Annotated in this window: 22 protein-coding genes; 9 read left to right on the forward strand and 13 right to left on the reverse strand. The window is 60.7% G+C overall.

The window, feature by feature from the left end:
- Nucleotides 1–38 precede the first annotated feature (38 nt).
- From ACOOHD_RS18975 to ACOOHD_RS18985, 3 genes are all read right to left on the reverse strand, one after another.
- On the reverse strand, nucleotides 39–1,469 hold the full coding sequence (locus ACOOHD_RS18975; protein ID WP_420459451.1) for an FG-GAP repeat domain-containing protein: 1,431 nt from the start codon (nucleotides 1,467–1,469) through the stop codon (nucleotides 39–41).
- Nucleotides 1,470–1,517: 48 nt separating this feature from the next.
- Entirely contained in the window at nucleotides 1,518–3,440 is a 1,923-nt protein-coding gene (locus ACOOHD_RS18980; RefSeq protein ID WP_420459452.1) for a cytochrome-c peroxidase, read from the reverse strand.
- Nucleotides 3,441–3,512: 72 nt separating this feature from the next.
- A complete protein-coding gene (locus ACOOHD_RS18985; RefSeq protein WP_420459453.1) occupies nucleotides 3,513–5,477 on the reverse strand; it encodes an alkaline phosphatase PhoX in 1,965 nt (654 codons plus the stop codon).
- Nucleotides 5,478–5,796: 319 nt separating this feature from the next.
- Here ACOOHD_RS18985 and ACOOHD_RS18990 point away from each other — a divergent pair, with 319 nt between their 5' ends.
- The 6 genes from ACOOHD_RS18990 to ACOOHD_RS19015 are packed head-to-tail and all read left to right on the forward strand — an operon-like array spanning nucleotide 5,797 to nucleotide 11,962.
- Nucleotides 5,797–7,917 carry a HEPN domain-containing protein gene (locus ACOOHD_RS18990; RefSeq protein WP_420459454.1) on the forward strand — a complete coding sequence of 707 codons (2,121 nt, stop codon included), beginning with the start codon at nucleotides 5,797–5,799 and terminating at the stop codon, nucleotides 7,915–7,917.
- Nucleotides 7,918–7,920: 3 nt separating this feature from the next.
- Nucleotides 7,921–8,727 carry a uroporphyrinogen-III C-methyltransferase gene (cobA, locus tag ACOOHD_RS18995; protein ID WP_420459455.1) on the forward strand — a complete coding sequence of 269 codons (807 nt, stop codon included), beginning with the start codon at nucleotides 7,921–7,923 and terminating at the stop codon, nucleotides 8,725–8,727.
- The gene (locus ACOOHD_RS19000) at nucleotides 8,721–9,521 is read left to right on the forward strand and encodes a precorrin-2 dehydrogenase/sirohydrochlorin ferrochelatase family protein (protein WP_420459456.1); all 801 of its coding nucleotides are present in this window, start codon (nucleotides 8,721–8,723) and stop codon (nucleotides 9,519–9,521) included. Before cobA ends, ACOOHD_RS19000 begins: the two co-directional genes overlap by 7 nt.
- Nucleotides 9,518–10,204 (forward strand): phosphoadenylyl-sulfate reductase, encoded by a 687-nt coding sequence (locus ACOOHD_RS19005; RefSeq protein ID WP_420459457.1) that lies wholly within the window; start codon nucleotides 9,518–9,520, stop codon nucleotides 10,202–10,204. The genes ACOOHD_RS19000 and ACOOHD_RS19005 overlap by 4 nt, the downstream gene beginning before the upstream one ends.
- A gap of 58 nt (nucleotides 10,205–10,262) precedes the next feature.
- On the forward strand, nucleotides 10,263–11,297 hold the full coding sequence (locus ACOOHD_RS19010) for an NAD(P)/FAD-dependent oxidoreductase (RefSeq protein WP_420459458.1): 1,035 nt from the start codon (nucleotides 10,263–10,265) through the stop codon (nucleotides 11,295–11,297).
- Nucleotides 11,298–11,326: 29 nt separating this feature from the next.
- The gene (locus ACOOHD_RS19015; protein ID WP_420459459.1) at nucleotides 11,327–11,962 is read left to right on the forward strand and encodes a Uma2 family endonuclease; all 636 of its coding nucleotides are present in this window, start codon (nucleotides 11,327–11,329) and stop codon (nucleotides 11,960–11,962) included.
- Nucleotides 11,963–12,018: 56 nt separating this feature from the next.
- On the opposite strand, the gene ACOOHD_RS19020 is transcribed toward ACOOHD_RS19015, so the two are convergent.
- The 7 genes from ACOOHD_RS19020 to rplS all read right to left on the reverse strand — a co-directional run bounded on the left by ACOOHD_RS19020 (nucleotide 12,019) and on the right by rplS (nucleotide 17,413).
- Entirely contained in the window at nucleotides 12,019–12,894 is an 876-nt protein-coding gene (locus ACOOHD_RS19020) for an alpha/beta fold hydrolase (RefSeq protein WP_420459460.1), read from the reverse strand.
- A 75-nt stretch (nucleotides 12,895–12,969) separates the two neighbouring features.
- On the reverse strand, nucleotides 12,970–13,626 hold the full coding sequence (locus tag ACOOHD_RS19025) for an O-methyltransferase (protein WP_420459461.1): 657 nt from the start codon (nucleotides 13,624–13,626) through the stop codon (nucleotides 12,970–12,972).
- On the reverse strand, nucleotides 13,616–13,933 hold the full coding sequence (locus ACOOHD_RS19030; RefSeq protein WP_420459462.1) for a hypothetical protein: 318 nt from the start codon (nucleotides 13,931–13,933) through the stop codon (nucleotides 13,616–13,618). The genes ACOOHD_RS19025 and ACOOHD_RS19030 overlap by 11 nt, the downstream gene beginning before the upstream one ends.
- Before the next feature lie 5 nt (nucleotides 13,934–13,938).
- Nucleotides 13,939–14,955, reverse strand: a complete 1,017-nt coding sequence (locus tag ACOOHD_RS19035) for a hypothetical protein (protein ID WP_420459463.1) — start codon at nucleotides 14,953–14,955, stop codon at nucleotides 13,939–13,941.
- Between the two features lie 131 nt (nucleotides 14,956–15,086).
- Nucleotides 15,087–15,671: a LutC/YkgG family protein gene (locus ACOOHD_RS19040; protein WP_420459464.1), complete on the reverse strand. Its 585-nt coding sequence runs from the start codon at nucleotides 15,669–15,671 to the stop codon at nucleotides 15,087–15,089.
- Complete coding sequence (locus tag ACOOHD_RS19045; RefSeq protein ID WP_420459465.1) at nucleotides 15,668–17,041, reverse strand: lactate utilization protein B; 1,374 nt, start codon at nucleotides 17,039–17,041, stop codon at nucleotides 15,668–15,670. The genes ACOOHD_RS19040 and ACOOHD_RS19045 overlap by 4 nt, the downstream gene beginning before the upstream one ends.
- Nucleotides 17,042–17,065: 24 nt before the next feature.
- Nucleotides 17,066–17,413: a 50S ribosomal protein L19 gene (rplS, locus tag ACOOHD_RS19050; RefSeq protein ID WP_420459466.1), complete on the reverse strand. Its 348-nt coding sequence runs from the start codon at nucleotides 17,411–17,413 to the stop codon at nucleotides 17,066–17,068.
- A 197-nt stretch (nucleotides 17,414–17,610) separates the two neighbouring features.
- On the opposite strand from rplS, the gene ACOOHD_RS19055 reads away from it, so the two are divergent.
- The gene (locus tag ACOOHD_RS19055) at nucleotides 17,611–18,009 is read left to right on the forward strand and encodes a DUF4783 domain-containing protein (protein ID WP_420459467.1); all 399 of its coding nucleotides are present in this window, start codon (nucleotides 17,611–17,613) and stop codon (nucleotides 18,007–18,009) included.
- Here the strand turns inward: ACOOHD_RS19055 and ACOOHD_RS19060 are convergent.
- Genes ACOOHD_RS19060 through hemH form a run of 3 tightly spaced genes read right to left on the reverse strand, consistent with a single transcriptional unit; the run spans nucleotide 17,989 to nucleotide 20,749 of the window.
- Nucleotides 17,989–18,984 carry a glycosyltransferase family 9 protein gene (locus tag ACOOHD_RS19060; protein ID WP_420459468.1) on the reverse strand — a complete coding sequence of 332 codons (996 nt, stop codon included), beginning with the start codon at nucleotides 18,982–18,984 and terminating at the stop codon, nucleotides 17,989–17,991. The genes ACOOHD_RS19055 and ACOOHD_RS19060 overlap by 21 nt on opposite strands.
- A 56-nt stretch (nucleotides 18,985–19,040) precedes the next feature.
- Nucleotides 19,041–19,670 (reverse strand): dethiobiotin synthase, encoded by a 630-nt coding sequence (gene bioD / locus ACOOHD_RS19065; RefSeq protein WP_420459469.1) that lies wholly within the window; start codon nucleotides 19,668–19,670, stop codon nucleotides 19,041–19,043.
- Nucleotides 19,667–20,749 (reverse strand): ferrochelatase, encoded by a 1,083-nt coding sequence (gene hemH, locus ACOOHD_RS19070; RefSeq protein WP_420459470.1) that lies wholly within the window; start codon nucleotides 20,747–20,749, stop codon nucleotides 19,667–19,669. The genes bioD and hemH overlap by 4 nt, the downstream gene beginning before the upstream one ends.
- Nucleotides 20,750–20,831: 82 nt before the next feature.
- On the opposite strand from hemH, the gene ACOOHD_RS19075 reads away from it, so the two are divergent.
- Nucleotides 20,832–21,587: a hypothetical protein gene (locus tag ACOOHD_RS19075; protein ID WP_420459471.1), complete on the forward strand. Its 756-nt coding sequence runs from the start codon at nucleotides 20,832–20,834 to the stop codon at nucleotides 21,585–21,587.
- 60 nt (nucleotides 21,588–21,647) lie between these two features.
- Nucleotides 21,648–22,721 carry a tetraacyldisaccharide 4'-kinase gene (lpxK, locus tag ACOOHD_RS19080; RefSeq protein ID WP_420459472.1) on the forward strand — a complete coding sequence of 358 codons (1,074 nt, stop codon included), beginning with the start codon at nucleotides 21,648–21,650 and terminating at the stop codon, nucleotides 22,719–22,721.
- The last annotated feature ends 16 nt before the right edge of the window (nucleotides 22,722–22,737 follow it).

The following is a 22,737-nucleotide window of genomic DNA, read 5'->3' on the forward strand; positions in this document are numbered from 1 at the left end:
AGATGAGTTTTTCGTGACAATTCGGTTCAATGATGGGGTTACTCCCACCCCATGCCCCGGTTTTCCCACAAGATGAAGGGAAGACCATTGGTTACCCAGCTACCCAGTTGTCCCCTGTCCGGTACCGGCTGCATGCTAAGACTCCCAGCCACTAGGTCCGTATCTCCATCACCATCCAGGTCACCGGCGGAAAGACAGACCCAGCGTCCCTTATCACTCGCCGGTAGTCGGTAGCGCTGCCACTTCCCTTCAGACCTGCGAAAGACGACCGCCGCCAGGGGCTCCTGCTGCCGATAGTCCGGAAAGAACGAGATTGCGGCCAGCTCTAGGCTGCCGTCCCCGTCTAGATCGGTAGCCACGGCATCATAAGCTCCGGGTACCGGCAGAAATAACTCCTCGGTGTAGTCTCCATCGGCCCCGGCCAGAAAGATGCGCAGGCCGTGGTAGGGCTTGACGACCGGACGGTAGTCGGCATTATCTCCATTCACGTAGAGTAGGTCGCGCCGTCCATCCCCGTTCCAGTCCACTAGATGAATGGCTACCGAGCCGTAAGAAGGCGGAAACTGTAGCACCTGCCGCTCCCGGAAGCCCTGCGCCCCCAGGGTGTAGCGCACCAGTGACTCATTGCCCTGAGCGTAGAGGACCAGCAGCGTAGAGTCCGACTCCTGCAGTACGCTCACCGCTCCGGTTTGGGCTCCGAGTACCTCGGCGCGGTAGCTTCCGTCCGCCTGCAGGTCGTACAGTTTTAGGGCACCCTCCCAGCGTCCGTACTCGGTGACCACGAATTCCGGCTCGGCATCCCCATCGGTATTCATGGCCAGGAGAGTAGTCGGTCGGCGTAGTCCCTGGTGCAGTAAGGTCACTCCCTCCGCATCAATCCGTACTAGCGCACCTACGATGTCGTCCGTGGGGGTGAAGGAACCCAGCACCGTGGCGTAGCTCACCCCGGCGTAGGTGCTAATGTCCGTTACCCCCGGACCGGTGGTGAGTTCCCGTCGGGCTACTAATGCACTATCGTACACCCAGAGTCGCTCCTTATTGATGTCGGCCGCCAGCAGCCCGCGCCCGGGCAGGATTTCTACGTAGCTAGTACTCGGCGGGCTCATAAAGGTCTCGGTAAACCGCGCCCGGAAGGGAGCCGTACCTACCACCGGCATATCCGGTAGCGTGAGGGCATCCGGTGCGTTGTGTAGCAGGTACCTGCGGATGCTCACCCACTCGGCATCCGTATAGCCGGTAGTGCGCAGCGGCGTCACGTCGGCCATAAACTCACGCATCCGGGGTAGAATGATGGTATCCCAGGTAGCTTGGGGTAGGTCCGTAGGATCGGGCAATTGGTGGCAGGAGGCGCAGGCTGCGAGAAACAACCGTTCTCCCTCAGCATCTTCTTGTGCTGTGGTACAGCGACCCAGGCTACCCAGTAGAAGCACCGTCACTAAACCCGTCACCACACTTGTGTATCGCCTCACCTATGGTCTGTTTACCCCTACTACCCGCGCCGCACCGGCGCACGCGCCCTACTGCCGCCCGTTCCACTCCACCCGCTGCTCGAAGCGGGGTAGCTCGGCGGGGCGGCGGTCCAGCTGTTTATAATCAGTCAGGGACTCCATAAAGGTAACGATGTCAGCCATCTCCGGCGCGGTCAGGCCCAGGGAGTCGAAGGGCAGGGTCTGGTGCTCCAGGTACACGCCGATGCCCTTGCCGCCACCGCGGTTGTAGAAGTCCAGTACCTCCGCGAGGGTAGAGTACACACCGTTGTGCATGTAGGGCGCGGTGACGGCCACGTTGCGTACCGTCGGTGTCTTGAAGGCGAAGGCGTGAAAGTAGGCCTCGTCTTCCGGCCGACCGCTGGCGATCCGGCCCGGATCGGGATCGACCGTAGCGCCCTCCCAGCGCACGGCCGCCGGGACGCCCAGTACCTCACTCTCGTTTTCCTGGTAAAAGGGTGGCACTAGTCCACTGAAAGTGGGAGCAAAGTGACAACTGCCACAGGCGGCCTTGCCCATAAAGAGGTTAAAACCACGGCGTACGGCCGGCTCCAGGGCCGCGGTTTCCCCCCGCGCGTACCGATCAAAGGCGCTATCGAGCCCCCGGAGACTACTCACGTAGTGCGCCAGGGCATCGCTCACACTCCAGGCACTCAGGGCGTAGCGCGGCTGGTCGGCGTAGGCCGAGTCGAACAGCAGCCGGTAGGTATCGCTCTGCCGTAGGCGCGCTTCGATGGAGCCGAAGTCGGTAGCAAACTCGTGGACGTCCATCACCACGTGGCGCGCCTGCCGCTCCAGAAACTCCTCGCGCAGGTCGTAGAAGTAGCGCGCGGCGTACACGCTATTGACCAGGGTGGGGGCGTTGCGGCGTACGCTGAGGGGCTTTCCGTCGGTAAAGGCCAGCTCCGGCCGGTGGCAGTTGGCGCAGCTCAGACGTAGGTCCTCGCTCAGCACGGGGTCGAAGAAGAGCGACTCGCCCAGTGCCCGCCGCTCGGCCTCGTAGGGCGAGTCGCTCAGCCGGTCATAATACTCGGCGTTGAGGAAATCGGCGGCAAAGAGGGAGCTTGCCAGTTGGTTCACCGGGCGGGCTAGCCGCTCGTCGTCCGCCACGGACTCGATCTCCAGTAGCGCCTGCGCCCGGGGTAGGGCGGCAATGAGCGGATCGGCGGTGAGTTGCAGAAAGGCCAGCCGGTCGAAGGTATCAAAGTCAGCACCCCGTAGTAGTGCGCGTCCTTCACGAAACGCGGTTCGAATCGTCTCATCCAGCACCGCATCCCTGCGTGCCACGTGCGTACTGTATCCTATATATACAGCCTCCAGCCGCTCCAGACTCGTCAGCGCCTCGGGCAGGGCGGCTACCGATCCCGGCGTATCGAAGCCGGTCACGCCGAGGGTAAATAGCCGGATCACCTCCTCACGCGCGGCCTCGAAGACGTGGCGGTGCTGCAGCCTATGCCCCTGCATATAGGGGATGACCTTCGTGAGCGTCCGGTACAGTTGCCGGGTCTGCTCGCCGAGCGCCCCGTAGTCCAGGCTATCGGCAAAAGCCAGCTCGTCGAGTACCTGTAGGCCTACGGGTTCGATCACTACCACCTCGGGCACGCTGGGCTCGATTTTGGGTAGCGGCGCGCCGTTGAGGTAGCGTTTCACCGTCTCCGGCTCGATGTATTCCAGCAGGTATTCACAGCGCTTAAAGTGTAGCCGCGACCGCAGGTGCAGCGTCTGTAGTGTGGAAGCCGGGGCACCTTTCGCGGCTGCCTCCGCGTACTCCGCCACCGTCAGGAGCAGGGCGTCGAGATCGGTCCTAAACTGCTGCTGCACTTCGGCCAGCACCAGGTCTAGGCGTGGTTCGGGGGGCGGGGCCAGGAGGTTGCGCACCGACAGGCCGTGTCCGAGCAGCAGGAATAGGGTGGAAAAAGCGGCGAAGCGCCCCAGGTCGGTGAGTGTACGCATACGGGATGGGAGAATAAAAAGGGCCGACGGAATACGGGATTCCGCCGGCCGATACAATTGGGAAAAAATGAATTACTGCTTGACGAGCTTGACGAGCTCGCCCCCGTCGCTACGTAGGTAGTAGACGCCGGCGGGCAGTTGGCTCACGTCGATCTCATCGACCTGGCGGTATACCCGCAGGCGCTGGCCGGACTGGTTGTACATCGCCACGTCCTGCGTGCGATTCAGGAAGACGGTCTGTAGGGTGGGGTTGGGGTAGATCTCGAGCCCTACGGCGTTGGCATCCCGGTCGGGGGCCTGTAGGGAGGTCACCGTGAGCCCATCGAAGCCGTTGATGGCAAAGGTCAGCGAGTGATTGTAGGGGAAGGGGTTATCGCTGCTGGGGTGCTGGGAATTCACCAGGAGGCTCTTGCCGTCGGGGGTGGGTTGTACCCCCGTGACTTCAGCACCTACGGGAGTGGCGGTGATGCGAATGAGGTCATCGACGCTGGCCGAGTCGATGCTCAGCGGCAGCAGGTAGAGCTCGCACATACGGTTGCGCACGCCGGAGCCGCCGCGGTTGTTTTCGGCGGGCATACGGCCGAAGGTCTCGCCGTTGAGGTCCTCGCAGATGACCAGGAACTGCTCGTCGTCGATGGTCATCACGTTGAGGCCGTCGGGGTTAGAGAGGTGCTTATCGGGGTACTCGGCCTCGGTGGGGCTCTCGCTGAAGTAGGGCCCGCCCTCGATCTTCACGCTGATCTCCATGGTGGTGGGGTCATACTGCATGACGCGGCCGTAGTAATCCCAGTACTCCTCGCTCAGGGCGGTGATCGGGTCGGCCGTGGCCGGGGTGATCGCGGCATTCTGGGCGGCGGCGCGCGCGGCGTGGTGGGGGGCTACGACGGCTCCGGCCTCAGCCTCGTCGCGCCAGGCGGAGCCGGGGTTGTCGCGGCCGGTCTCGGTCCAGTAAATCATACCGGACTTCGGGTCAATGGCTACCCACTCGTTGCGGTTGAACATGGTGGCGCCGGCGGCAACGGAGAGGGAGTCGAGGTGGAGGACGGCCTCGGTGTTGTCATTGTCGATTGGTACCCACTTTTCCTCCGTATCGTGCTTGTAGACTTCCAGGATGCCCTGGGTGAAATCACCGGGGGTATCGGCCGTAAAGCGGAGAAAGAAGGCCGGGGTAGCATCCACACCGAGGTAGATGTACTTATTGTCGGCACTCACCACGCCGCCCTCGAAGCCCTGGCGGCCGAAGTTGTACTGCTTGCGGATGGCCCGGGCCTGGCGGGGGTCGATCTCCACCATCCAGTTGAAGTTCTCGTACTTGGCGATGGTGTCGCCGTCGATGAAGGGAAACTCGGGTGCGCGTACGGCCCAGGCGCGGAGGTCCCGGACGCCCTGGTTTACCGGGCTGCCGAGGCTGTTCTCATCGAAGCCCACGGCTGAGGGGTAGGAGACCGGGGCGGGGTCGAACTGGTTGTAGTTAGAGAAGTTGCCGTAGTTGATGTCCTGATTATTGTCACGAAACCACTCCTCGGCGGTCCAGATACGGCCGTCGACCACGGAGCTGATACCACCGCAGTTCATGCCCGTCTCGCCGACGTAGTTGACGAAGTCCACGTTGAAGTACTTGCCCTTACGGCCGTCTTCAAGCTCCTGGTCCACGATGTCCAGGTCGCCCGACTGCTCGTCGCGGTTGACGCGAAATACGGTCATGCCGCCGCCATCACCGATGCGGTCGTCGCGGTAGATGCTCTCGTGGTTGACGCTGACCCAGCCCAGGCTCTGCCCCGTGGTATCGGGGGTGAAGCCGATGAAGTCGTGCCACTCCTTGGCGTTGGTCTGGTTGGCGTCGTTGCCGTAGGTGGGCGTGGTCTGCACCAGGTCGACGCCGCCGACGAAGAGCACCTGGGTCTCCAGGGGGCTGGGGGGCATGAGCACCTCACGGGGGGCAAAGCCGGTGGGTACCTCCACCTCGGTGGGGAAGATTTGCTGGGCGGTGACCGCGTTCGTTAAAAGGGTAATTGATAACAAGTAGAATATGCGCATAGCGTGGTGATTTTGAATGGCTCAAAGGTCCCCGTGGGGTGTTAAGCCCGGTTCACGGCTATGCTATTTTGGTGTTATGCTTGCTGCCCGCTATGTTACGTGAAAGTCACTTCGTCGGCCGAGGCTTGCGCAGCTTGGTTCGTCCGACGAAGTGCAAGAATATAGGATTAATATATATGTTAAGATTTTTACTTATTAGGTTAAATTAATATGTAAGTAATTGTGCGTGAGTGCCTTACACCCTTCAATTGTCCGTTCATATGATCGATTGATCCTACGTGGACTCGACCGGCGGCGGTCCGATGGGGTATGTTAGGGTATGAAAACGAGTGAAGCCGCTACCCTGAACCGGACCGACGCCGCCAACCGGGCCGATATCGAAGAGCTAAAGGACCGCATCTATGCTTACCAGCGGGGCAAGGAGGATGAGGACCGCTTTAAGCACTACCGCCTGACCCGGGGCGTATACGGACAGCGGCAGGTAGGGGTACATATGTTTCGCACCAAGATCCCCTTCGGTCACATCACGCCTGACCAGCTCATCGCTCTGGCCGACATCTCCGAGAAGTACACCAACGGGCGGCTGCACATCACCACGCGGCAAAACGTGCAGATGCACTACGTGAAACTCAACGACACCCCCGCCATCTGGGAGGAGCTGGTGGCTGCCGGCATGACCGCCCGCGAGGCCTGCGGCAACACGGTACGTAATCTCACCGCGAGCCCGCTGGCCGGCGTGGACCCCGACGAGCTCTTTGACGTGAGTCCTTACGTATACGCCACCTTCGATTATTTCCTGCGCAACCCGATCTGCCAGGAAATGGGCCGTAAGATCAAGCCGGCCTTTTCGAGCAGCGATAAGGACTCGGCCTTCACCTACTTTCATGACTTTGGCTTCATCCCCCGCATCAAGGACGGGCAGCGCGGCTTCAAGGTGGTCGTGGGTGGTGGGCTGGGCGCCGTTTCCATGGTAGCCCATACCGCCTTCGAGTTTTTGCCGGCCGACCAAATCATTCCCTTCCAAGAGGCAGCCCTCCGCGTATTCGACCGCTACGGGGAGCGGGAGAAGCGCATGAAGGCCCGTATGAAGTTCCTGATCAAGGACCTGGGCTTCGACCGTTTCATGGAGCTGGTGCACGAGGAGTGGCCCGCCATCGCGCATAAGGAGTATGCCATTGATGAGTCGCTAACACCAAAGCTGGGTAGTATACCCGGTGACGACTTCCCGCCTATTGCACCCGCGCACCCCGCCCTGTACGAAGAGTGGCTGCAGACTAACGTGCTGGAACAGAAGCAGGGAGGGTACCGCGCCGTAGCCATTCGCATCCCGCTCGGTAACCTGGAGGCCGAGCAGGCCCGCCTTCTGGCCGAGGTAATCCGGACCCACGCCAGCGACGATATCCGCCTGAGCGTACAGCAGGGCATGATACTGCGTTACGTGCCGCCCAGTGCCCTGCCCCACCTCTTCAATGCGCTCTACGCCCTAGACCTTGGGCTCCCCGGCTACGACACCACGGCTGACATTACGGCCTGCCCCGGCACCGATACCTGCGCGCTGGGAGTGACTAACTCTACCGGTCTGGCCCAGGTGCTGGAGGCCCTGGTACGCGACGAATACCCCGAGCTGGTCACCGAGGACGATATTCGGATCAAGATCAGCGGCTGTATGAACGCCTGCGGACAGCACATGGCGGCCAACATCGGCTTCCACGGCTCCAGCATCCGTGTGGGGGATAAGATCGCGCCGGCCATGCAAGTGGTGGTGGGAGGCGGCATTGCTCCCGACGGCCGCGGCTTCATTGCCGAGAAGGTGATCAAGGTGCCGACGCGGCGGGTGCCCGACGTGGTACGTATCCTCTTCGAGGACTACCGCCTACAGGCTGGAGAGGGCGAGTACTACAACGACTACGCCGTGCGCCGGGGCAAGCGCTACTTCTACGGACTGCTCAAGCCGCTGGGTGATACGAGCGAGATCAGCGATGAGGAATTCTACGACTGGGGACAGGATGAGGACTACAAGCAGGAGATTGGCGTAGGAGAGTGCGCCGGCGTGAGCCTGGACGTCATCGGGGCCATCCTGAACGACAGCAGCAACAAGCTTATCGCCGCCGACCGCAGCCTGGAGGGCGGGGCCTACGCCGATGCCGGCTACCACGCCTACTCCGCCATGGTCACCGCCGCCAAGGCCCTGCTGCTGGCCGAGGATCAGAAGTGCAATACCCACATTGGTATCCTGAATGACTTTGGCACCTACTTCGGCGAGCAGTTTCCGGAGGTGTCGCCCTTCGCGGCTACGGTGCTGCACATCAAGCGCAACGAGCCTACCGAGGACTTCGTCGCCGATTACCTGGCCCAGGCGCGCGCTTTCGTGAGTAAGGCGATCGCTACGCGGGAGCGGCAGTTGGGGAAGACGGTGGTGAGTGAATATTATAAGGCGTAGGCAATGAGAGATAGCAACGATACGGACGCTCAAAGGTCCGAAGGGCGTGGGGGTATTCCGCGGGTGACGCTGGTAGGTGCCGGCCCCGGAGATCCCGACCTCATCACCCGTAAGGGGCTGCGCGCCCTGGCTACGGCGGATGTGGTGCTCTACGACGCCCTGAGCAGTAAGGAGTTACTGGACGAGACCCCGGCCCACTGCCAGCACATCTTCGTGGGCAAGCGGGCGGGTTGCCACTACAAAAAGCAGGAGCAGATCAATGCCCTGATCGTGGAGTGCGCGGTGGAGTACGGCCACGTGGTACGGCTCAAGGGAGGAGATCCTTTCGTGTTTGGGCGGGGGCAGGAGGAGAAGGCCTACGCCGAGGCCCACGGCATTTCCGTCACGGTAGTGCCTGGCATCAGTAGTTGTATCAGTCTACCGGAGCTACAGGGCGTAGCACCTACCAGCCGGGGCTACGCCGATAGCTTCTGGGTGCTGACGGCGCACACCCGCGATGGGGGGCTGAGTGAGGACTTGTTTCGTGCCGCTAAATCATCCGCTACGGTCATCATCTTGATGGGGCTGGGACGGCTGGACCAGATCTGCGCTCTCTGGGATGCGGAGGGCAAGGGCACACTCCCCGCCATGGTGATCCAGAACGGCAGCCGGCCCGACGAGCGCTGCTGGGTGGGTACGGTCAACGATATTGCGCCGCGGGTGGCCGCCGAGCGGGATAGGGGACCGGGGATTATCGTGCTGGGGAAGACGGTGCGGCAGCATAAGAAATTTACGCGTAAAGCGAGCATCAGCGCAAATGACACATGGTAAGTTCTAACCCCCTATACCCCGCTTTCTTCCGTCTCGACCGCCTGCAGCTTCTCGTTGTCGGTGCTGGTCAGGTGGGGGAGGAGAAGCTGCGCTTCATTCTGAAAAGCAGCCCGAATGCGCGAGTGACCGTCGTAGCCCCCTGGATGGGGGACGAGTTGCGTGCCGCCCTTGACGCGTACGACCGGGGGGCTGCGTCATTTGGGGCGGGGGCTCTAGATGTAAGCCAGGTGCAACGAACGATGGAACCCGGGGCCGCGGGCGTGTGGCACACCAGCAGTGGGGGGCGCGTGGTCTGGTACGATCGGGAGTTTCGGGAGGAGGATGTACGGCAGGCTGACCTTATAGTGGCCGCCACGGATATCCGTGCCGTCAACCGGGCGGTGCACAGTGCGGCAAAGGCCCACCGGCGGCTGTGTAACATCGCGGATACCCCGGAGCTGTGTGACTTTTACCTGGGCAGCATCGTCACCCGGGGCCCACTCAAGGTGGCCATCAGCACCAATGGGCAGAGTCCTACCTTTGCCAAGCGTTTCCGGCAGTGGCTGGAAGCCGAGTTACCCGAATTGGAAACCATCGACCTTATCGACAACCTTAGGATATTCCGCGACCGGCTGACGGGTAATTTTCAAACGAAGGTGCGCGAACTTAATACCCTTACCGGCAGCTTGCTTGCCTCCGGGCAGCCCGGACGTACCTGCCCCCCGGGTGGTTGCCTTTTGGCCGCCGCCGCCGCACCTGCGTCCCCGCCCGAACGAATGGATACTACCGCGAAAGATACACTACCGAACGAATGAGCTTACCCCACTCCACCACCGCCGTGACCTTTGACCTGGCGACCCTGAATCAAGAATTTGCCGGTCTGGACTTCCAGGAGCGGATTCGGCGGGTGTACGATTACTTCCCCGTCGAGGAGGTACTCTTCACCTCTAGTTTTGGCACTAAATCGGTGGTGATGCTCACCCTGGTCAGCCGCGCCAACGCCCGGCAGCAGGTCCACATACTCCACACCGGCTACCATTTCCCGGAGACGCTGGCGTACAAGGATACCCTCGCCGAGCTGACCGGTCTGGAGGTCGTGGATATTCACCCCGATCCGGAACGTCACCGCCTCACCCGTGAGACGCGCATGTGGAAATCTCAGCCCGGCCGCTGCTGCCACTATAATAAGGTACTGCCCCTGAAGGCCGTCAAGGCGCGCCATAAGGTGTGGATGTCCGGCGTGCATAGTTACCAGACCATGAACCGCGCGGCCATGGAAATCTTCGAGGAGGTGGACGGATTGATTCATTTTCATCCCCTAATCGACATTGAAGAGGGGGAGTTCCTGTACCTGCTTGAGAAAGACAAGTTACCCCGCCATCCGCTCGAGGCCCTCGGCTACGGCTCCATCGGTTGCACCCACTGTACCCAGCCCGGGCAGGGGCGGGCCGGCCGGTGGGCGGGGCAGGAGAAGGACGAGTGCGGGCTTCACCTGTAAACTGCCAACCCCCCCCGCCGGCCCGTGTTAAGTAAGTAACCCCAGAAGTACCACCGTCATGATTCAAACCGATATCCTCATCATTGGAGCCGGCCCCGTAGGACTCTTTACCGTATTCGAAGCCGGACTGCTCAAACTGCGCTGTCACCTCGTCGATAGCCTCGGGCAACCCGGCGGCCAGCTCACCGAAATCTACCCCAAAAAGCCGATTTACGATATCCCCGGATTTCCAAGTGTGCTGGCCGGAGATCTGGTGGAGAACCTGATGGAGCAGATTGCCCCCTTCAATCCCGGGTTCACGCTGGGAGAGCGGGCCGAGCGGCTCGAACAGGTGGGGGAGAAGATGTACCGGCTGACCACCAACCGCGGCACCGTCATCCAAGCCCCCGTGATCTGTATCGCCGGCGGACTGGGCTGCTTCGAACCCCGCAAACCGCCCATCCCGAACATCGAGCGCTACGAAGACAGTGGCGTAGCCTACGTAATCCGCGATCCGGAGGTGTACCGCGACCAGCGGGTGCTGCTGGCCGGGGGCGGTGACTCGGCACTGGACTGGACCATCTTCCTGGCCGACGTGGCCAGGGAGGTCACGCTGGTGCACCGTCGGGATAGCTTCCGCGGGGCCCTGGATAGCGTAGAGAAGGTACACGATTTGGCGCAGTCCGGCCGCGTGAACCTGGTCACCAACACCCAGGCGGTCGGTATCGTCGGGGCAAACAGCGTGGAGGGCGTAACGGTGAAGCACAAGTCCGGTGAGGAGGTCGTGGTGGCCGTCGATGCCTTCGTGCCGCTTTTCGGGCTATCCCCCAAGCTCGGTCCGATTGCCGACTGGAACCTGACCATCGACAAGAACGCCATCGAGGTGGATACCAAGGATTATTCCACCGGCGTACCCGGCATCTACGCCATCGGTGACATCAATACCTACCCCGGCAAGCTGAAGCTGATTCTGTGTGGATTCCACGAGGGCACGCTGGCCGTACAGTCGGCCTTTAGCTATATCTACCCCGATAAGAAGTTGAGCTTCAAGTACACTACGGTGAATGGCGTACAGGGGCTACCAAAGGAGGAAGCTGCTGGGGTGACGGCGTAGAAATTGAGTTGGAACTTTATCTTTGGATTATGACGAAGGCAGTCTCAATGCAGGATGTGGTAGAGAAAGTGGCCATGCCAATGCCACTGGTAGAAACGATGCCCTTTGTGTGGACACTCGATCGCTACCACCGTGCCATTGAGCAAGATATCTTTGGAGAGGATGATCCCGTAGAGCTATTATTTGGGCAAATCATTACTAGAATGCCGGTTGGAGAGTTGCACACTCAGTGCCTAAAGATTTTAAACGTTCGCTTTGTATTGCAATTTCGAAATCAGTACTACTATCAATCGCAGGATCCCATCACGCTGCCCGATTATTCCGAACCACAGCCTGACTACGCAGTAGTAACGCACAAAAACTACTCGAAGAAGACTGGCCAACCTGGCCCTGAAGATATCTACTTACTCATCGAGGTAGCCGACAGCAGTCTCGAAATCGACCGCGGTCCAAAAGCACAAGCCTACGCACTAGCAGGAATTCAGGAGTATTGGATCGTCAACCTTAAAGCACGTCAGGTAGAATTACACCTAGCTCCCAATGTCAATCTAGGTGAGTACAGCTCCATCACCCGCCACGGCGAGGGTAGTATATTTGAAAGTCCCTTTAGTGGTCCTACGGCAGTCAGCGAGTTACTACCCCCTATGGAGCAAGAAGAAGAATAAGAAAGCCGGCCGCTCCCCAGAGGAACGGCCGGCTCTTTACTTGCGGGAGTACCTGCTTAGTTCACCATCACCTCCCGGTCGCTGCTGCTGCTCCGCGCCTTTGTCTGAACGAAAGAGAGGATGTCGCGATTCAGTTGGTCCTTGTGGGTGTAGAACAGGCCGTGGGGGGCATTGTCGTACTTATGGTAAGTGGCATTGGGCAATAGCTTATGGGTAGCATCGCCGCCTACCTCGATAGGTACCACCTTGTCGTCTTCCCCGTGTACGATCAGCGTGGGGACGGTAAATTTCTGTAGGTCCTGGCGAAAGTCCGTTTTAGCGAAGGCGTGGATGTAGTCGATGGCCGCCTTGCTGGAGCCGGTCAGGGCCATCCCCTGCGTCCAGCCGAGGAAGGAGTCGCTCACCGGGTGGCTCAGCAGGCCGATGCCGTAGAATTGCTTGGCCCAGGTGGCGTAGAAGTCGGGCCGGTCCTTGCGGATACCGTCGATCATCTCCTGGAACACGCTCCACTCCACGCCATCGTGGTTGTCGGTATCTAACATATAGGGCGTCACGGAGCTCACCAGGATGGCAGCACTGATGCGGTCGTTGCCGTACTTGCCGATATAGCGAGCGATCTCACCGCCCCCCATACTGAAGCCTACCAGCGCTACGTCGCCTAGGTCGAGCTCGGTCAGTACGGCGTTCAGGTCGTCGGCCAGCGTATCGTAATTATAGCTGTCGCCCACCTTGGAGCTAAAGCCGAAGCCCCGCCGGTCGTAGGCGATACAGCGCAGTCCCTCGCGGCTCAGGTAGTCCATCTGGTACTCGAACATATCGCCGGAAAGTGGCCAGCCGTGAATGAATACAACGGGCTTACCGCTGCCGTATTCCTGGTACCGCAGGCGGACTTCCTTACCGGATTGCTGGTCGGTGGTCTTTACAAAAAGCATCGTGGGGTAATTTGAATGAGTAGGGTGTGAATAATACACTCACGCTTACATATGTCGGTACAAGGGTTAGATGTTTTACTCCCCAAGCCAAGCCACCGAAAGACCATCGCGCAACGGAAGAATTAGGTTTTCTAACCGGTCATTTTGGTACACTAGCTTATTATAGCTTTGGAGTGCGGCAGCGTCGTCATCCCGGGTCTTCCCGCCCACGCGGCCGTCCCACAGCACGTTATCGGCCAGCAGCAGACCTCCCACCCGCAGTCGACTTAGTAGGAGAGGCAGGTAGTCCGGGTAGGCGCGTTTGTCCCCATCCAGAAAGATGATATCGTACGGACCGGCTAGCCGATTCAGCACCTCTTTCGCCTGACCCAGGTGTAAATTGATGCGGTCGGCAAAAGGAGACGCCGCAAAATTTCGCCGCGCCCAGAAGGCCACCTCCGCATCCCCCTCGATTGTGTCCACCGTTCCTTCCTCGCCGAGGCCCTCCGCCAAACACAAGGTCGCGTAGCCCGTGAAGGTGCCGATCTCCAGAATACGGGTGGGTTGCTGCAGCTTACTCAGTAGGGCCAGTAGGCGGCCCTGTAACCGACCACACATCATCTGCGGTGCCACGGTCTTCAGGTAGGTCTGCCGTTCCACCTCCTCCAGATAATTCGGAATGGGACCGCTCATCGCCTCCGCGTAGTCCCGTAGGGGATCAATCCGGTCGCGCCGCGAGGCCCTACCAGGCATCCCGGCTCTCGAGGGGCGGCACTACGTAGCTGGCCTTGGTACGGGCGCGGGCGCACTGCCGCTCGTACAGCAAGCGGGCAAGACCGGTGGGCGCGGCCGCCGGTGCAGCGGGGTGGAGGGCCGCCGCCACGCTTTCTTGATCGAGATCCAGGGTGTAGCAGAGACTCATCAGGTACTCAGGGCGCGTACGCAGTAACTCAGCCACGCGCCTAGCTAGCCAGTCCAGTAGCTCGGCTTCGGTCAACGTTCCGGCGGGCAGCTCGAAGTCCTGGCGCAGGAGGTCGGTGGTGGTGGCAACGACGTCCACACCGTCTACTTCAGTTCGAGGGAGGTGTTACCCACCAGGAAGCCCTTGTTGTAGAGTTCTACGGTGTAGGTACCCTCAGCGAACTCCTGGCCCGGTGTGCTCCATTCGGCACAGTGGTTGGCCGCATCGCCCTGGAAGTCGAAGGGAACGTTCTTAGTGTAGGGGATTTGCTCTCCCTCGTCGGTGGTCAGTACGCCACTACCGGCGGCCTCGATGCTCATCGTCTCCCCGGTGGGGTTGATGATACGCAGCTGGAAGGCCTCCTCACCGGCCCGGGCAACGGCGTTGTCCAGGCTATTGAAGCAGACGTAGAGGCGCTCGACGTTCTTAGCGTTAGTGCGGGTGACCCAGCGGCCACTGTTGCGCTGCTTCTGCCCCTCGACGCTGATGTTGTTAGTTTTGATGACGCTGGCTACGTTGACCTTACGGCTCAGCTCACTATTCTTGGTGGCAAGTTCTTCGCGCTCGCTGACCAGGGAGGCGCGCTCCGTGCTAAGTTGCTCGTTGGTTTGCTGGCTTACCTGTAGGTCGTTGCTCAGTAGGTCGCGCTCAGTGGAGAGCCGGTCCCGGTCCTGGGCGAGTTGTTCATTGGTCGCCTGTAGCTCTTCAAGTTGGGCCATGTAGCCGGTCATCTTCGACTTTAGGTCGGCAAGCTCCCGGCGGGCGGCGCCAAGATTGCGATTATCGTTGGTGAGGCTGACGATCTTTTCGTTCTGTAGACGCAGTTCTTCCTTCTGCTGATCGATCATGGCGTTAAGCTCCTCATTGCTACCGCGCATCTCCTCCAGCTCGGCCAGTGACTCGTAGTACTGTTTTTCGGCCTGGGCCTTAAATTGCTCCATCTCAACCAGGTTCGTGCTGAGGTTCGCATTATCGGTACCCCGGTTAAGGAAGCCGATTCCGAGGGCGATCAGCGCGATCAGGAGCACTCCGATGATACCCGCCAGTAGTGGCGTGCGGTTCTTCTCCGGTTTAGGAGCGGGGGTGTAGGAGGATTCGGGATTACTCTGGATGGTAGCCATGTGGCGTTGGTTTGATGAAGGATTGCTGAGCGGAAGGGTGCAACCGCTGCTCCGCAACCCCAAAGGTAGCTGACGCTCAGGTCAGGCGGACTACATAACGTAGCTGGAAAACGATGTATTACTGAGAAATGTTAAAGTTTTCCCTCCCCCGACCCCCTCAGTACGACGGTGAGGCTACGCGGACCGTGCGCCCCGATCACCAGGCTTTGTTCGATATCGGCCGTCTTACTGGGCCCGGCCACGAAAACTCCGAAGCCCGTCTGCCGGATGTCGATGCGGCGGTAAGCTACGTGCATGGTAGGCACCAGCGCTGCCCGGTCGAGTACTAGAATAAGGTGTTGGGTAATAAAGGGTAGAACCCGGTAGACCATCTCGATTTCACTCAGCCACATCGCGCCGTTCTCCGCTACACCAAGCCGGGCGTGTAAAACGGCCAGGTCTACCCCCGCCAGTTGTAGGGGATCGCTGATGCCAGCCAGGTCGAGTGTACCACTGACTCCCGCTACTGTGGACACAATCATTTTGTCAGTGCCGAAGTCCCGCACGTAATCCACCAGCGCCTCCTCCTCCACAAAGCGCGTCTTACTGGCACCGAGTACCTCGCGAAACGCATGCTCGAGCTCGGTGGGTACCGGGTCCAGGGGAAGCGTTGGAAGCTCGCGCGGACCGGGCTTGTTGGTCCGGATAGCCGCTAGAACGTCTGCTTTACTGCTCATGCTCCGGAAGTCTGGGTGCGATCGTACCACTCCTTGAAGCTCTCCGTAGGCACCTCCGGAAGCTCGCGGCTTTCTCCCCAGGCGTTGAATCGGTTGTATACCATGGCGCGGGGGGCGAGATTAAGGGCCGTGCGGGCGGCCTTACCCACGAAGTTGTACAAGCCGCCGCGGCTCAGCACGGCACCGGCTCCGAGTAGTGGAACGCGTTTAATGCTGGCCAGGTGGCCCGCTTCGCTCACGATCTGTCGCCACTTATAGAGCTGGGCGTGGATGTCGATCTTGACGGGACACACATCTGAGCAACTTCCGCAAAGGGTAGAGGCGAAGGCCAGATCGCCGTGTTTCTTTAGGTCCAGCCCGGGGGAGAGAATGCTGCCGATGGGCCCGGGGATGGTATGGTCGTAGCTGTGTCCACCGCTGCGCCGGTAAATCGGGCAGGTATTCATGCAGGCGCCGCAGCGGATGCACTTGAGGCTGTTGCGGAAATCCTCGCGGCCGAGTTGCTCGCTGCGCCCGTTATCGACGATGACGACGTGCATTTCGCCGCCCGGCTTAGGTTGGTGGTGGTGACTGGTGTAAATGGTTACGGGCTGACCGGTAGCACTACGCGCTAGTAGCCGGGTAAACACCCCCAGGTGCTCAGCGCGCGGGATGACCTTTTCAACGCCCATGCAGTGGATCTGCACCGGGGCCAGGTGGATGCCCATATCGGCGTTACCCTCATTGGTGCAGACGACGATGCCACCGGTTTCCGCTACGGCAAAGTTGACGCCGGTGATACCGGCCTTCGCCGCCAGGAACTTTTCGCGCAGGTGCTGGCGGGCGGCCTCGGTGAGGTACTGTGGGTCGCTGGCCCCCGCGTCGGTGCCGAGTTGCTCGTGGAACAACTGACCGATCTCCTCCTTCTTCAGGTGGATGGCCGGCATCACGATGTGACTGGGCGGCTCGCCGCGTAGTTGGATGATACGCTCCCCGAGATCGGTATCAATCACCTCTACACCGTGCTCCTCCAGGTACTGATTGAGGTGACACTCCTCGGTGAGCATGGACTTCGACTTCACGATGCGGTCCATACCGTGGCGTTCGAGAATACCGTGTACGATGCGATTGTGCTCGGCGGCGTCCCTGGCCCAGTGTACGATCACGCCATTGGCCGTAGCCTGCCGCTCGAACTCCTCGAGGTAAGTATCGAGATTGCTTAGAACGTTATCCTTAATATCGGAGCCAAGCTGCCGTAGCGCCTCCCACTCCGGAATGCCGGCAATACTGCCGTCACGCTTGCTGCGCACATGCCAGAGGCTCTGGTCATGCCAGTCGGTGCGGGGCTCGTCCTGAAGGAAGGTAGCGGCGCGCTGGGCGTGGGTGGTCATCTGACCAAGGTAAAGCAGATAGTATTAAATACGCCGCTCCTTAATGCGAGCCTTCTTACCCACCCGGTCGCGCAGGTAAAAGAGGCGGCTGCGACGCACCTTGCCGCGCTTGACCACGGTGATCTTGTCGATGCTGGGGCTGGACAGCGGGAAGATGCGCTCTACCCCGACGGCGTTGGATATCTTGCGCACGGTGAAGGTCTTGGTGAGGCCTTCGCCCTTAATCTGGATGACATCGCCCCGGAACTGCTGGATGCGCGACTTTTCACCTTCCGTAATGATGTAGTCGACGGCAACCGTGTCGCCGGCCCGGAATTTGGGGAATTCTTTTTGCTTGCTGACCTGCTGGTGTACGAAGGTGATGGCGTCCATGACTGCTGAAATTTTGAAGACCGCACGTAGCGGCCCGCAAAGGTAAGCCGAATTTTAGCAATGGCCAAATGCCATCCGGGCAGATTTCAACCCCTACATTTAACGTCGCCCTATAGACCTAAGGCACCTAATTCGGCGTTTGAAGAAAAGCAATACTGCTTACTAGGTTGCCGTCTTTACACTCAAACCCTTCACCCATGAACTCCCTCCTGCTCACCCTTACCCTGGCCTTTGCGCCCTTCACGGTAATGACGGAGGCGCTCAGTGCCCAGTCCATCGGCGACATCACCAAGGCCCTCGGCAGCGGTGATCTGGCTAGTCTTACCGGCATGATGGACGCGGAGGTAGAACTCAGCATCCTCGCTGACGAAAACACCTACACAAAAGAACAAGCCCGCGAAAAGCTTGCCGCCTTCTTCGGAGCCAACACGCCTTCCGGCTTCAGCCAGGTGCACCAGGGTTCCTCGAAATCCGACAACGCCGAGTACTGTATCGGCAACCTGACTACCTCCAACGGGATATACCGGGTGTACATCTACGTCGCTAAGAAAGGAGAACGGATGGTACTACAGGAGCTACGCTTCGACCGCGAGTAGGGCCGCCCGGGCGATGGCCGCCAAGTCCTGATCGCGCATGCAACGGAAGTGCCCCCGCGGACAGGCCGCGTAGCCAATCTTCGAGCAGGGCCGGCAGGCCAGCCCCCTTACCTCCGCCACCACGTGTGCCGGTCCCTCCGGTAAGTAGGGATACATCCCCAGGGCCGGTACCGTATTGCCCCACACACTGACGATCGGCTTCCCAAAGGCCGCCGCAATGTGCATCAAGCCCGTGTCATGGGTCACCACGGCGGCCGCCTTCCGCACCAAATCGGCCGATCCGTTCAGGGAATAGGCACCGCATCCGTTGGTGATGTGCCCCCCGGAAGCGGCAATACGCTCGCCCAGTTCCCGCTCCGCCGGCCCGCCGAGTAAGATGATCGGTACGGGTATACGTTGACACAGGGCGATCATCTGACCCTCCTCCAACCGCTTGGTGGCATGGGCTGCCCCGATGACGAAGGCGAGGTAATGCTGCGCTGGTGGAATGACCGTTTCCCCGGGGGCAGTAAAGTAGTCGAGCCCCTTCCCGTCGTTGGTCACCCCCAGGGTACGTACCGCGTCCATATACCGATCGACGATGTGTACCTCCTCCGGCATGCGGTCGATGCGCAAGCGCGTGAGCAGGAACTTGCGAACATTGAGCTTGTCGAAGGTGCTGACCACCGGTGGGCGGCGACCCCGGCGCAGGTGACCCCAGTACAGCCGTTGCCTCAGTTCCAGGGTGCGCAGATTGCCGTGCAGGTCGATCAGGTGGGTGAAGTTTTCGGCAGCTAGCGCGGCCGCGATTTCCTTCACCTCTTTGTTGATCGTCCACAACCGATCCACGTGAGGATTGTGCCGTAGGGTAGGGGAGAAGGCTGCCTTGGTCAGGAAGTGTACCTGCGCCCCGGTTTGCTCCTTGACGCAGCGCACCACCGGGCTGGTAAGTACGATGTCGCCGATGGAGGAAAAGCGGACGATTAGGACTTTCATGGCGGCAGGTTCTCGTCCGCCAAGAAAGCAGTTGGCTACTCGGCAGACGAGCGAAGCTACGCAACGCTCGGCGGACGAGTAGCGGCAAGCTCCCGGAGAGTCTTCTGATTCACTTCCGTAAGCTCCGGCACCTCAGCAAGCACTGGCACCCCCGACAATAGCTGGATGACACGGGCAGACTCCGCACCATCTCCGTCGAAGACTATTCCACGGAGGTTGCACCCGCGGCCCCGCAACACCTCTACACTCAGCAGGGTATGGTTGATGCTACCCAGGTAGTGGCGGGAGACGAGAATGACCGGTAAGTCCAGGTGGAGGATTAGATCAAGCATGGTGTGGCGGTCGTTGAGGGGAACGAGGAGGCCGCCGGCACCCTCCACAATCAGGGGTCGTCCATCGGTGTTCGGTAGTACGAAGTCTTCGAGCTGTATCTCGACTCCATCCAGGCGGGCGGCGTGGTGGGGGCTGGCGGGGGTACGTAGGCGGTAGCGCTCGGGGTGGTACCGCTCTTCGGGCAAACCGGTCCAGCCCCTGACGCGGTCGGTATCGCTGACATCGAGGTCGCCGGCCTGCACGGGCTTCCAGTAGTCGGCGTCGAGGGCGAGCTGGAGATAGGCGCTGACGACGGTCTTGCCGACCTCGGTGCCGATGCCCGTGACGAAGTAGGCCCGCCGCTCCGTACTCATACGACTGCCTCCCGGGTTTCCTCGCGGATCATACTCACCAGGGCGGCCACCCAGCGGGGATTGTCATTGAGGCTGGGCACCAGGTCGATGTGCTCTCCGCCCCACTTTTCAAACTCCTTCTGGTACTCGACGCCGATCTCGATGGTGGTTTCCAGGCAGTCAGCCACGAAGGCGGGACTAAAGCAGAGGATATTTTTCGCCCCCCGCTCCCTAGCCCAGGCCTCGAGTACGTCGATGGTGTAGGGCTTAGCCCAGTCGTCAAAGCCCAGCCGGCTCTGGAAGCTGGTGGTGTAGCGCTCTTCGGGTAGTCCCAATTCAGCAGCAATGGCGCGGGTGGTAGCGTGGCACTGGGCAGAGTAGCAAAATTGATTGACCCGGCCGATGGTGTCGCAGCAGCCGTCGACGACGTAGCAATGGTTGCAGTCATCGGCTTTTTTGAGCTGCCGCTGGGGCAGGCCGTGGTAGGAAAAGATGATGTGGTCGTAGCGGTCCAGGTCACCCAGGTCGCGGGCGTTGTCGGCAAAGACCCGGATCAGCTCCGGCTGCTCGTAGTAGCTATTGACGAGCTTGACGTCGGGGATGGTCTGCCGCTGGCTCAGCAGCCGCATCACCTCCTGGTGCACCGAGCCGGTGGTGGCGCTGGCGTACTGCGGAAAGAGCGGAAAGACTAGAATACTCGACACCTGCTCGGCGAGCAACTCGTCCAGGGCGGAGGCGATGCTGGGCCTTTGGTAGCGCATGGCCAGCCGCACTACGTAGTCCTCACCGAGTTCCTGGGCTACCTTCTCGGTCACTACCTTGCCGTAGTACTTGAGGGGGCTGCCGTTCTCGGTCCACAGCTCCTGGTACAGTTTGGTGGAGCCACCCGGCTTGAAGGGATTGACGATGCCGGAGCGGAGGGGCGCGATGATGCCGCGCACCAGTACCTGCTGGGCTACGCCGGGTAAGTTGTCGATCACCCGGGGGTCGGTAAGGAACTCCCCCAAGTACCGATTAACGGCCGTGGGCGTGGGGGCATCCGGCGTACCGAGGTTGACGAGCAGAACGCCCTGTTTTCCGTAAGGGGGCTGAAGGGGCATGGAGGGGGCGGCGTTAAAAGTAGGTTCGTGAAGTTAACTCCCTAACCTGCCTTCGGTTTACCTGTACCACACCTTGCCCACCATGCATTTATCCACCCAATTTTGGCGCTACCTGCTGCTGATCACCTTCATCGCCGTTCCCATCGTCAATTATCTACCTTTTTTCACTGGCGGGGGACAACGGCGATTTGCCGACGATGCCTCCACCCGAGTGGATGCGGCGGGCTACGCCTTCAGTATCTGGGGGCTCATCTTTGCGGGAATGCTCGTTTTCGCCGCCCTGCAACTGCGTAACACCCGCAAGACGAGGGCCCTCAAACGGGGATACCAGTTTTTGGTCCTAGCGGGACTGGCCAGTATCGCCTTCGTACCCATCAGTATGGGCAACGATCAAGTACTCGGGGCGGGTGATCTGCTCTGGCACCTGGGGGCCCTGTTGGGCGCTTATTTCGCCCTGCGGGACCACGAAGTGGAATCAAAGGTGATGCACTACGGCTGGACCTACCTTGCCCCCTCCGTCTACCTGGGCTGGATCAGCGCGGCGACGGTCATCTCGCTGGCCCTGGCGCTAAACCAGCTCGGGCTGGAGGTTGCCCCAGATACGGCTATCTACATCGCTACGGCACTGGTGGGGGTGCTTACGGCCCTGGGGGCTTACCTGAGTCTGCGGCAGGACAACGTATACACCCTCACGGTGGCCTGGGCCCTGGTGGCCGTGGCCGTAGAACAGCGGGATGCGGCACTCATTTTCTGGGGCGCGTGCGCGGGTGCGGCGCTATTGGTGGGGCTAAGCGGTTGGGCCTGGTTGGGTCCCCGAAAGTTCTTCTACGCGAGGTGAGCTAGGTGAGCTAGGCGTCGGACGCTTTAAAGCGTCCGACGCCTGTACTACCTTAGCACCGTGGTAGATTCACCGGCAGCCAAGCTTCTTCTCGCCCCCCTTTCCCTCCTCTACGGGGCCGGGGTGAGCTTCCGCAACTGGGCCTACCGGCGGGGCATCCTGCGGGGCATCTCCTTCTCGGTACCGGTAATCAGCGTGGGAAACCTGAGCGTGGGCGGGGCCGGTAAGACCCCCCACATCGAGTACCTCATCCGCCTGCTCGACCCCTACCTCAACATCGCTACCCTGAGCCGGGGCTACCGGCGCAAAACGCGTGGGTTTCTGGTCGTGGAACCCGGTATGGGGGTGGAGGAGGTGGGTGATGAGCCCCTACAGTACGCCCGTAAGTTCCCGGGGGTGATGGTCACGGTGGCAGAGGAACGGGCCTTCGGTATCCCCGAGATCGTGGGCCGCCGGCCGGATACCCAGCTGGTGCTGCTCGACGATGCCTTCCAGCACCGCGCCGTGCAGCCGGGGCTCAATATTCTGCTCACCCAGTACGCCCTGCCCTTTACGCGCGATTACCTGCTGCCCAGTGGCCGACTACGGGAATGGCGGAGTGGGTACGAGCGTGCCGACGTGATCGTGGTGAGTAAGTGCCCGCCCGAGCTCGACCGGGCCGCGGCTGACGCTCTGATCGAAGAAATTGCCCCCCTACCGCACCAGCGGGTGTTTTTCAGCTACTACGCCTACGCCGCGCCGTACTACCTGCTGGACCACCGGTACCGCCTCCGGATGGAGCAGGGCATCGACGTGCTGCTGATCTCCGCGATCGCTAACACCGATTACCTTGCATCGTACCTGTCCCGACTAAGTCGGGACCGCCCGCTTCACCTGTTGGAATACGCCGATCACCACTACTTCAGCGCGAGCGATCTGGTGAACCTGAGGGAGAAATTCGGGAAACTGGACGGCAAGCACCGGGCCATCATCACGACGGAGAAGGACGCCATGCGACTGGACGTGCACCGCGACTACATTGCCGCCGAGCGCCTGCCCGTCTTCGTACTGCCGGTGGAGGTGCGCTTTCACTTCGGGGAGGGACCGGTATTCGATCAGCTGGTCAGGGACTACCTGCAGGGCTTCGAGGCGTAATGCCTACTTTGCGCCT

This window comes from Neolewinella sp., from assembly GCF_965214665.1.
Classification (GTDB): domain Bacteria; phylum Bacteroidota; class Bacteroidia; order Chitinophagales; family Saprospiraceae; genus Neolewinella.